Annotated in this window: 8 protein-coding genes; all 8 read right to left on the bottom strand. The window is 68.1% G+C overall.

Annotated features, from left to right (window positions below):
• Nucleotides 1–546: 546 nt before the first annotated feature.
• The 8 genes from ADY59_RS17180 to nusG all read right to left on the bottom strand — a co-directional run bounded on the left by ADY59_RS17180 (nt 547) and on the right by nusG (nt 6,060).
• Nucleotides 547–1,044 (bottom strand): hypothetical protein, encoded by a 498-nt coding sequence (locus tag ADY59_RS17180; RefSeq protein WP_231618751.1) that lies wholly within the window; start codon nt 1,042–1,044, stop codon nt 547–549.
• Complete coding sequence (locus ADY59_RS17175) at nt 1,041–1,556, bottom strand: hypothetical protein (protein ID WP_049563276.1); 516 nt, start codon at nt 1,554–1,556, stop codon at nt 1,041–1,043. The genes ADY59_RS17180 and ADY59_RS17175 overlap by 4 nt, the downstream gene beginning before the upstream one ends.
• A gap of 146 nt (nt 1,557–1,702) precedes the next feature.
• A complete protein-coding gene (gene rplL, locus ADY59_RS17170; RefSeq protein WP_049563275.1) occupies nt 1,703–2,095 on the bottom strand; it encodes a 50S ribosomal protein L7/L12 in 393 nt (130 codons plus the stop codon).
• A gap of 68 nt (nt 2,096–2,163) precedes the next feature.
• A complete protein-coding gene (gene rplJ, locus ADY59_RS17165) occupies nt 2,164–2,688 on the bottom strand; it encodes a 50S ribosomal protein L10 (protein WP_049563273.1) in 525 nt (174 codons plus the stop codon).
• A 243-nt stretch (nt 2,689–2,931) separates the two neighbouring features.
• Nucleotides 2,932–3,759 (bottom strand): LppX_LprAFG lipoprotein, encoded by an 828-nt coding sequence (locus ADY59_RS17160; RefSeq protein ID WP_231618750.1) that lies wholly within the window; start codon nt 3,757–3,759, stop codon nt 2,932–2,934.
• 181 nt (nt 3,760–3,940) lie between these two features.
• Nucleotides 3,941–4,660 (bottom strand): 50S ribosomal protein L1, encoded by a 720-nt coding sequence (rplA, locus tag ADY59_RS17155; RefSeq protein ID WP_049563272.1) that lies wholly within the window; start codon nt 4,658–4,660, stop codon nt 3,941–3,943.
• A gap of 58 nt (nt 4,661–4,718) precedes the next feature.
• Nucleotides 4,719–5,150, bottom strand: a complete 432-nt coding sequence (gene rplK, locus ADY59_RS17150) for a 50S ribosomal protein L11 (RefSeq protein ID WP_049563271.1) — start codon at nt 5,148–5,150, stop codon at nt 4,719–4,721.
• Nucleotides 5,151–5,265: 115 nt separating this feature from the next.
• Nucleotides 5,266–6,060, bottom strand: a complete 795-nt coding sequence (nusG, locus tag ADY59_RS17145; RefSeq protein ID WP_049563270.1) for a transcription termination/antitermination protein NusG — start codon at nt 6,058–6,060, stop codon at nt 5,266–5,268.
• Nucleotides 6,061–6,122 lie beyond the last annotated feature (62 nt).

Below are 6,122 nucleotides of genomic sequence, written 5' to 3'. Positions count from 1 at the left end.
CTCGGTCTGCAGAGCGAGAAGGTCAGGAACTTCGAGGGGCTCCTGGATGCGCGAAAAAGAGACGCGACGGGGACCGGCGGGTACGGCGGAGGCGTTGCGCGAGGCTGCCAACAGATGTCCTTCCGAGGGCTCGCGGCGGACTGACTACACGCACGCCAGACAACCTCGCAACGTGAGCAGCGGAGCGGGTCGTCAAAGGGCAGCGCAAAGGGGCAGTGTAGCCGAACGGCACACGCCTGTCCACTTCGCTCTCGCTGCATGCTCCACGTTGGTCGCAGCATCGCCCGTCCGAGCGGAAACGTCAAGCCCGTTAGGCCGACTTTTAGCCGACTTAGGGCCCGGACGCTGGGTTTTCTCCCCTGTGTGATCGGTCGCCTACCGCCAGGCCCAAGACGATACCCGCGAACGGGGGCGGTTAACGCTCCGTCACACCGAGGGTCGAACCCATGCCGACAACCGGTGTAGCAGTGACGGAGATACCCATCTCCAAGCCTTCGCCAAACCTGAATTTTGATAACAATTGAAGGACGCGCCACGCCCAAGCCGTCAGGCGCTGCCGATCAAGGTCGACAGGTCGGCCACCAGCCAGCGGGCATCTTGCCACACCATGACGAACCTGGCGCGGTTCTGGCTGACCTGTTGCTGCGGCTCGGCCTTCCCGGTGATCTCCTTGACCGTACCCGTGTTCACGAAGAGAAGAACCTCGACTCGCCCGGGTTCGGCACGTTCGACCGCGGCGGCCGCGACCGAGACGGTCTGCACCGTCTTCTGGGCCTTCGCCTTGGCCACGAGCGTGCTCGACAGCTCCCGGTAGTATCGGGTCAGCGCGCCGGTCGTGTGCCGGCCGGCCCGCGCCAGGTCCTGCTCGATCGTCCGGTGGTCGTACGACAGCAGATCGGGCGCGACGGCCCGGGCGGCGGCCATCGCCTCGGCACCCGACCTCTCGCTGTCGCTCAGCGCCTTCAGGTCGAGCAGGAGCATCGCGCACGCGACGCCCAGGGCGAGCGCCGGCACCGCCAGCAGCACGGTCGCGGCCCGCCTCACACCTGCACCGCCTTCGACACCAGCCACACGCCCTTGACCTTCGCCAGATCCATCTGCCACCGGTAGAACCGCTCCTGCGGCGGGCTGTCGGAGCCGTCCCAGCGGATCTCCACATCGGCGACCACGAGCGCCCTGGCTGTGCCCCCGTCGTCCCCGTCGCCCCCGGCGTCTCCGTCGATGGACACCAGCCCGGTGGCGCGCACGACGCCCTCCTGGACGACCTTGTCGGCCTTCGTGGTGCTCTTGAGCTTGTCCGCGCCGGCCTCGTACTCGGCCCGCGCGGCGCCCGTCGAGGTGGCCAGGATGCGGGCCACGTCCGCGTCGATGGTCTCGTGGTCGAGGGAGAGCAGGTTGACCGCGTGGGTGCGGGCCGCCAGCAGCACCGCCTGCCGGTCGTCCCAGGCCGCCTGCGCGTCACGGTCCTGGACGACGAGCCAGGCGAGGGCCGCGGCCAGCAGTGCCACCGCGGCGGCGAGCAGCCGGTTGAGGAGGCGAGCGGATATGCCAGCCACGTTCTGCCCCCTTCCAGGCCGGTCGCCGGATCATAACCCGGCGGATTCCCCCGGGTCTCTCAGACGGCCATACAGGCGCTTCTGGAGGCATGCGAAAGGGGCGGCACACCCGGCACCTGGGTGTGACCGCCCCTTCTGCGTACGAACTACTTGACGGTGACCGAAGCGCCGGCGCCCTCAAGGGCAGCCTTGGCCTTCTCCGCCTGCTCCTTGTTGACCTTGCCGTCGAAGACCGCCTTGGGAGCGCCGTCCACCAGGTCCTTGGCCTCCTTCAGGCCGAGGGACGTGAGGGCGCGGATCTCCTTGATGACCTGGATCTTCTTGTCGCCGGCGGCCTCGAGGATGACGTCGAACTCGTCCTGCTCCTCGGCGGCGGCGGCCTCGCCACCACCGGCGGCGGCGGGGGCGGCGGCGACCGCGACGGGGGCGGCGGCCTTGACGTCGAAGACCTCCTCGAACTGCTTCACGAACTCGGAGAGCTCAAGAAGGGTCATCTCCTTGAACGCGTCGAGCAGCTCGTCGGTGCTGAGCTTCGCCATGATGTTTCCTCCGTTTAGGACTTGCGAAAATTAGGAACGGGACCGCGGGTGTTGCGGCAATCCCCGTGTTACTCGCCCGCCTCTTCGCGCTTGGCGCGAAGAGCGTCGGCCAGCTGGGCCATGTTGGTCGGCAGCGCGGCGAACATCGCGGCAGCAGCGCTCTGCTTCGCCTTGATGGCGCCGGCCAGCTTCGCGAGGAGAACCTCGCGGGACTCGAGGTCGGCGAGCTTGGTGATCTCAGAGGCGTCCAGCGTCTTGCCGTCGAGGACACCGCCCTTGATCACCAGAAGGGGATTGGCCTTGGCGAAGTCACGCAGACCCTTGGCCGCCTCGACAACGTCGCCGTTGACGAAGGCGATCGCGGTCGGACCGGCGAGCAGGCCGTCGAGGCCCGCGAGACCGGCCTCGGTGGCCGCGATCTTGGTCAGGGTGTTCTTCGCCACGGCGAACTTCGCATTCTCACCGAGAGAGGTGCGCAGCTCCTTGAGCTGGGCAACGGTGAGACCGCGGTACTCGGTCAGAACGGCTGCAGCGCTGCCTTCGAACTCGCTCTTGAGCTCGGCAACCGCTGTCGCCTTATCCGCCCTCGCCATGGGCCTCCTTCCAGATGTGCCACCGGCGAAGGGTCAGAAATGAGAACGGCCCCGGGCGCAGGGGCGCACACGGGGCTCATCCACATGGATCACTCCATGCGAGGAAACTCGTATCACACCTGCGCGGGCCGTCCACGATGTCGTGGATCCTTCGGTCGCCAGGCTTTTGAGGCACCTGACGACGACCGGCGGTCTTCGGCAACGACCAGACTACGGCCTGGCCGCCGAGTTTCCAAATCGCTCTCAGTTGGTCGTGCTCTTGGGCAGCTCGCCCACCTGGTCGGCCGGCGGCGCCTGGATGTCGACGGGCTCGTTGAAGCCCTTGAACATCAGCGCGGCGTCCATCGTGCCGCCCTCCTTGGAGCCGCTCATCGTGAGCTTGCGGGGCAGCTCGTCGGCGGCGACCCAGATGTCGAACTTGATGTCCTTGAGCTCGGCCAGGCCCTCCCGGGCCCGCTCCTGCTTGTCGGCGGGGAGCTGCTGCACGGCCGCGTCCACCGGGAACGTGCCGCTGTAGTGGGTGGTGTCCTCGCCGCCGACGCTCTCGGTGCCGACGGCCTTGACGTTCTGGGAGGCGGTGACCATCTTGGTCACGCTGGCGAGGTCGAACTGCTGGACCTGGCCCAGCATGTGGTCGACCTGGCCCTGCTCGCCCATCTCGTTGAGCGGGACCTTGATCCACGGCTTGGTGGCGCCGAGCATCTTGTTGAGCGCCTCGACCTTCACGTACACGGTGCCGCCCTGCAGCACCGCCCGCGCCCCGCCCGGCAGGCCCTTGCCGCCGAGGTCGGCGCTGTCGAGGGTGAGGTCCACGGCCAGCTCGGGCTTGTTCTGGTAGAGCATGCGGCCCTGCACCTTGCCCGCGCCCTGCTCCGGGTGCGAGATGTTGACGATGCCGTCGACCGTGTAGGAACTGACGTCCGCCGTCCGCTGCGCGGCCTGCGCCAGCACCTCGGAGGCGGCCAGATTCACGTGGAGGGGCTGCGCGTTCGTTCCGCAACCGGCGACCGCGACCGCGACGAGAGTGGCACCGGCGGCGGCGGTGGCGAGAGAAAACCTGCGCTTCAGCATGATTCGACCCTACGTGTCGGGAGTATCGCCGTGGCGTCTTCCCGTGACATCTCGGGGAAAACCCAGGGGCGTCCCTGAGGCCCCAACGCGCCCGTACACGCTCGTACCCGCCCGTCCGCATGCCCGGACATACGAAAAGCGCGCCCGCCCCGAAGGGAGAGCGCGCTTCCGGCGTGGAGGCTCAGGCCTCCAGGTCCGCGGTGAGGCCGCGGGTGGCGTTGGGGTCGACCGGGACGCCCGGGCCCATCGTCGTCGAGAAGGTGACCTTCTTGACGTAGCGGCCCTTGGCGGCCGACGGCTTGAGACGCAGCACCTCGTCCAGGGCGGCGGCGTAGTTCTCGATGAGCTGACGCTCGCCGAACGACGTCTTGCCGATGACGAAGTGCAGGTTGGCCTGCCGGTCGGTGCGGAACTCGATCTTGCCGCCCTTGATCTCCGTCACGGCCTTGGCGACGTCGGGCGTCACGGTGCCGGTCTTCGGGTTGGGCATGAGACCACGCGGGCCGAGGACGCGGCCCAGGCGGCCGACCTTGCCCATGAGGTCGGGCGTGGCGACCACGGCGTCGAACTCGTTGAGCCGGTTGCCCTTGGCGATCTCGTCGATCAGCTCGTCGGCCCCGATGATGTCGGCGCCCGCCTCGCGGGCCGCCTCGGCACGGTCACCGGTCGCGAAGACCAGGACCCGGGCGGTCTTGCCGGTGCCGTGCGGGAGGTTGACCGTGCCGCGCACGATCTGGTCGGCCTTGCGAGGGTCGACGCCCAGCCGCAGCGCGACCTCGACGGTCGCGTCGAACTTGGTGGTGGACGTCTCCTTGGCCAGCTTGGCGGCCTCGGCGGGGCTGTAGAGCTTGTCGCTGTCGACCTTGGCGGCCGCGTCCTTGTGCGCCTTGCTGCGCTTCATGTCTGTCTCCTTGTGGTGTGCGGGCCGGCGGGCGGCCCTCCCACGAATCGGGGAAGTGTCAGTCGGCGACGGTGATGCCCATCGACCGGGCGGTGCCGGCGATGATCTTCTCGGCCGCCTCGATGTCGTTGGCGTTGAGGTCGGGCATCTTCGTCTCGGCGATGCTGCGCAGCTGGTCGCGGCTGAGCTTGCCGACCTTGTCCTTGTGCGGGACCGCGCTGCCCTTGTCGAGACCCAGCGCCTTCTTGATCAGCTCGGGCGCCGGGGGCGTCTTCGTGATGAAGGTGAAGCTGCGGTCTTCGAAGATGGTGATCTCGACGGGGATGATGTTGCCCCGCTGGGCCTCGGTGGCAGCGTTGTACTGCTTGACGAAGTCCATGATGTTGACGCCGTGGGGACCGAGGGCGGTACCGACCGGCGGGGCGGGCGTGGCCTGGCCAGCGGGAAGCTGAACCTTGACCAGCGCCGCGATCTTCTTCTTCGGAGGCATGTGTCCTTCTCCGGGTCCTGATTGCGATGCGGTCCGGACGCGGATGCGCCCGGACATGTCGGAGGCCGCCCTCGCGACAGGCGGCCGACCGAACGTCTAAGTGTAGGTGATCGTCCTAGATCTTCGAGACCTGGTTGAACGAGAGCTCCACCGGGGTCTCCCGGCCGAAGATCGACACGAGCACCTTGAGCTTCTGCGACTCGGGGCTGATCTCGCTCACCGAGGCGGGCAGCGTCGCGAACGGGCCGTCCATGACCGTGACCGACTCGCCGATCTCGAACTCGACGGTGGGGCCGCTGGCGGCCTTGGTCGTGGCCTTCTTGCTCTCCTCGGTGGGCTCCGGGGCGAGCAGCTTGGCGACCTCGTCGAGGCTGAGCGGGCTGGGCTTGTTGGACAGGCCCACGAAACCGGTCACGCCGGGGGTGTTGCGCACGGCTGCCCAGGACTCGTCGGTCAGCTCCATGCGCACCAGCACGTAGCCGGGCAGCACGCGCTCCTTGACCGGCACCTTCTTGCCGCTCTTGAACTCCTGGACGGTGTGCGTGGGCACCTCGACCTGGTAGATGTAGTCCTCCATGTTGAGCGACACGTTGCGGCTCTCGATGTTGGACTTCACCCGGTTCTCGTAACCGGCGTAGGAGTGGATCACGTACCACTCGCCGGGGAGCCCGCGCAGGCCGCGCTTGAACTCCTCGACCGGGTCGACGTCGGGTTCGACGTCGGGCTGAGCGTCACCCTCGTCGTCGACGGCGGGAGACTCGTCGGCGGCAGCCGGGGACTCGTCGGCCTCGGCCTCGGCGTCGCTCTCCGCGACGTCGTCGACGGTCTCCTCAGCGGCCTCGAGGGCCTCTTCCGGCTCGCGGTCCCACTCCTCGCGGGATTCGTCAGCCGGCACTGAAGACTCGGACACGGTGGCTCTTCCTCTTTCGTCGAATCGAACGGCGACTGCGTCAGGCGGGCACCGGCGGCGTC

Source organism: Nonomuraea sp. SBT364 (assembly GCF_001083785.1).
Lineage (GTDB): Bacteria > Actinomycetota > Actinomycetes > Streptosporangiales > Streptosporangiaceae > Nonomuraea.
This window is presented reverse-complemented; position numbering and strand designations above follow the sequence as displayed.

Excerpts from the sequence above, each read along its gene's own strand:
- rplJ (WP_049563273.1), bottom strand. The coding sequence starts at position 2,688 with ATGGCGAGGGCGGATAAGGCGACAGCGGTTGCCGAGCTCAAGAGCGAG.
- rplL (WP_049563275.1), bottom strand. The coding sequence starts at position 2,095 with ATGGCGAAGCTCAGCACCGACGAGCTGCTCGACGCGTTCAAGGAGATG.
- rplK (WP_049563271.1), bottom strand. The coding sequence starts at position 5,150 with ATGCCTCCGAAGAAGAAGATCGCGGCGCTGGTCAAGGTTCAGCTTCCC.
- rplA (WP_049563272.1), bottom strand. The coding sequence starts at position 4,660 with ATGAAGCGCAGCAAGGCGCACAAGGACGCGGCCGCCAAGGTCGACAGC.
- ADY59_RS17160 (WP_231618750.1), bottom strand. The coding sequence starts at position 3,759 with ATGCTGAAGCGCAGGTTTTCTCTCGCCACCGCCGCCGCCGGTGCCACT.